Origin of the sequence: Halomonas sp., assembly GCF_033549285.1 — a bacterium.
Classification (GTDB): Bacteria; Pseudomonadota; Gammaproteobacteria; order Pseudomonadales; family Halomonadaceae; genus Halomonas.
Map to the genome: position 1 here is coordinate 1 of NZ_JAWSUJ010000181.1, position 3717 is coordinate 3717.

1 protein-coding gene is annotated in these 3717 nt (G+C 69.0%); it reads right to left on the minus strand.

What is annotated here, in order from left to right; genetic code table 11:
- Positions 1-74 precede the first annotated feature (74 nt).
- Entirely contained in the window at positions 75-3473 is a 3399-nt protein-coding gene (gene mscK, locus SCI24_RS21155; RefSeq protein ID WP_318727245.1) for a mechanosensitive channel MscK, read from the minus strand.
- Positions 3474-3717: the final 244 nt, after the last annotated feature.

Consider the following 3717-nt stretch of genomic DNA (forward strand, 5'->3'; position numbering starts at 1 on the left):
CTCCACGCCGTAAGGCGCTGAGGGCAGCGCTCTGCTTCGCGCAACCCCTTGGTGCCCCCCCCCCTGCCTGTCGCTCAACGTCCGCCGTCGCCCCCACCGCCGTCACCGCCCTCGAATTCGCCCGGACCCCCCCCGGCGCCGGGGGGCGGGTGCTCGGGAGGAATCGACGGACCGGTGGAGACATGTTGAACCCGCGCCGCCTCGCCTCCGGCGCGGTGCAGCCAGACATCGAGCTGGTTGAAGGCGATGTCGATGCCGTGCTCGGCGAACAGCTCGCCGACCCGGCAGTTGATCTCGTCGGTCGCGAAGAGCCGGTCGCCGAGGCTGTTGACGAAGATGCGCAGCTCGAAGTCCAGGGTGCTCTCGCCATAGCTCATGAAGAAGATCTGGGGCTCGGGATCCACCAGGACCCGCGGGTTCTCGTCGGCGGCCTCCCTCAGCAGGCGATGGACAAGGCGATGATCCGAGCCGTAGGCGACCCCGTAACTGAGCACGACCCGGGTGACCGTGTCGGAGAGCGACCAGTTGATCAGCTGGTCGGTGATGAAGGTCTTGTTGGGGATGATGATCTCCTTGCGGTCGAAATCGATCACCGTGGTGGCGCGTATTCGGATCTTGCTCACCGTGCCGGTAAGGTTGCCCAGGGTGATGGTGTCGCCGATGCGCACCGGCCGCTCGAAGAGGATGATCAGCCCCGAGACGAAGTTGGCGAAGATCTCCTGCAGGCCGAAGCCCAGGCCCACCCCCAGCGCCGCGACCAGCCACTGCAGCTTGCTCCAGGAAACGCCCAGGGTCCCCAGGGCGGTCACCACCCCCCCGCCGACGATGGCATAGGCGAGCAATGAGCTGATGGCATAGGCGCTGCCCTGCTTGAGCTCCAGGCGGGAGAGCACGCTGACCTCGAGCAGGCCCGGCAGGTTGCGCGCCATCATCAGGGTCAGCACCACCACCAGCAGAGCGGTGATGATGTCGGCCACCGAGACCATGCTCGCCACCGCCTCGGCCGCCTGGCCCTCTCCCGGCTCGATGAGGGTGACCTGCTCCAGGTAGCTGAAGACGGTGAGCAGGTCGGACCACACCAGGTAGAGCACCAGGATGAAGCCGATCAGCAGGATCAGCTTGGAGAGGCGCAGCGACTGCTGGTTGACCTGCTCCATGTCCAGAGGCGGCTCCTCGACCACCTCCAGGCTGCCCTCGGCACCCTCCTGGGCCTGGGCGCGCCGCCGCGCCAGGGCCCGACGATAGGCCAGACGGCGGGCCGCCACGGCCAGCCCACGGATCACCGTGGCTTCGACCAGGATCCACAGCCCCAGCAGGTAGAGGCTGATCACGAAGCGCCCCAGCAGGCTGAGTGCGGTGTATTCGAAGCCGTAGACGATCAACCCCGCCAGCACCAGCGGCACCAGCGCGATGACAAGCCCCAGCACCAGCCGGAACAGCTTGACCCCAAAGAAGGGCACATGCGCCAGAATCAGCTTGGTCAGCACCAGGCTCATGGCCAGCAGACCGCTGAGCAGCAGGCCCAGAGCCAGGGGCCGCTGGTTCAGGTCGACCCCCGCATCCCGGGCCAGGGGGCCGATCAGCAGCACCGGCACCAGCGCCACCCCCAACCACAGCAGCCAACGGCGCAGGGCCGCCGCATAGCCGGGAGGCCAGTAGAAGTGGCGGGTGGCCACCCCGCCCTGGAACAGCAGGTTGCGCGCCCAACCAATCACGGCCCAGGCCAGGGCCAGGTGGAGCAGCGCGAGCCCCGTGCCCCGGGCCACTCCCTCGGTGCCCACCAGCAGCGCCAGGCCGACCGCCAGCACGCACAGCGGCCCGAACAGGGCCAGCAGGGCATTGAGGGCCACCGCCTGGGGGGTATGCCCCTGGGAGTCACTCTTGAGATGGCCGACCTCCTGATGCAGGCGTGCCAGGCGGGCGCGGATCCGCCGTCGACCGACGACCAGCCCCAGCGCCACCAGCAGCACCGGCAGGCCGAGCAGGGCCCGGGCGTCCGGCAGCCGCCAGTTCACCGGCAGTGCCGCGCGCCACTCCCCCTCCCGCCACTCCATGGCGAGGTTCTCCGGCAGGTTGCCCAGCCAGGCAAGCCCCAGGGGCCGGCTGTTGGCGATCCAGAACAGCTGCTCATCGATGGTGGCACGCAGCGCCTGGCTGGTGGCCAGCAGCTGCTGCTGGTTGAGCTGCAGGTCGATGGCGGCGCTGAGCATCTCGCCATAGGCCTGCTCCAGCTGGTCGACCAGTTCGCGACGGGCCTGATAGAGCCCGAGCAACGAATCGACCAGGGCCGGCGAGGCCTCGGTGTCCGCCTCCTCGATCCGCTGGCGCGCCAGCTGCTCGCCCTCGCGCAGCCGTTCACGCTGCCGGCCTAGCTCGAACTGCTTGAGCCGGAGATCGGCGATCTCGTCCTGCAGACCACGCCGCTCCTCCACCCGGGGCAGCGTCTGGCGCTGCTCGCGCAGGATCCGCGACAGCAACATGCTGCCGCGGATGGCGTCGATCTGCTCGTTGAGGCTGCGCTGCAGCTGGCGTACCCGGTCGAACTGACGACGCACCTCCAGGCCCTCCCGGACCAGGCGATTGGCCCGGTCGGTGGCGCGCAGCAGCTCCAGGCTCATGGTGCGGTTGACCTCCCGGGCCTCGCGCACCACGGGATGGCCGATGACGCCCTCATCCTCGTCGTTGACCGCCTCGGCGATGGCCTGCTCGGACTCCTCGCGACGGCGCCGGTCGATGATGCCCTGGAGCATGGCCAACCGGGCCTCCTGGTTGGCCACCTGGCGCTCGAGAAGGTCGCGATGCTCCTGGTCCAGCTCCCGCAGGCGGGTATTGGTGGCCAGCTGACGTTGATGCAGCTGCAGGGTCTGCTCGGCCAGCTCGCGTTCGATGCGCAGCTGCCAGCGCCGCGGATCATCCTCGGCGACCTGGCTATCGTCCAGCTCCTCCAGTCGGCGCCGGCTCTCGTCGGCCTGCTGCATCGCATTGCCGATGGCCTGCTGGGCCCGATCCGGCAGGGTCTGGGCACTCAGCAGCCGGGTAGAGACCTCGGCAAGCCGGTCCTGGAAGCCAGCCAGGGCCTCTCCGGCCTCCTTGCGACGCGCCTCCAGCGCCTCGAGGGAGAGGGCCTCCAGCTCATCGAAGGTCTCTTCCTGGTCCGCCCGCTCCATCTCGCGAAGCTCTCGCTGCAGGCGCTCGAGTTCCTGGGGCGCCTCCTGGACGCGTGTCTCGAGGCGGGACAGCTCCTCCCTGACCGCCTCGAGGCGCTGAAGTGACTCGAGGGCTGCATTCAGTGTCTCGATGTCACGCTGCGCCTCCTCCCCGGCGGTCTCGCCCTCGGCCGGCTGGCGCTCCTCCAGGCGGGACTCGACCTCCTCGCGCGAGGGCAGTTCCCGGGGAGTCTCCCGTTGCGATGCGACCCCCTGGCCCAGCGTGGGGGTGGCAAGCGTCAGCCATCCCAGCCCGCCAAGGAGCACGAGCACCAGGACACGCCGGAAGGCAACGCGCAAGCGACAGTGATGTTCAAGGGCATTCAAGGGGCGGCCTCGGTTATGATGGACCCGTGCACGATTCTCGACCCCCCGGGCCGGCATGGCAATGGTGCCCTGTCGCCCCGCGAGCACAGTTGACTTGCCGCCTCGGCGTGATAGAAACAGCCTTTTGACCCTGACCAGGTGCCTGACGATGATGTCTGCCCGATTCCCCCTGCTCGCCGCCGCG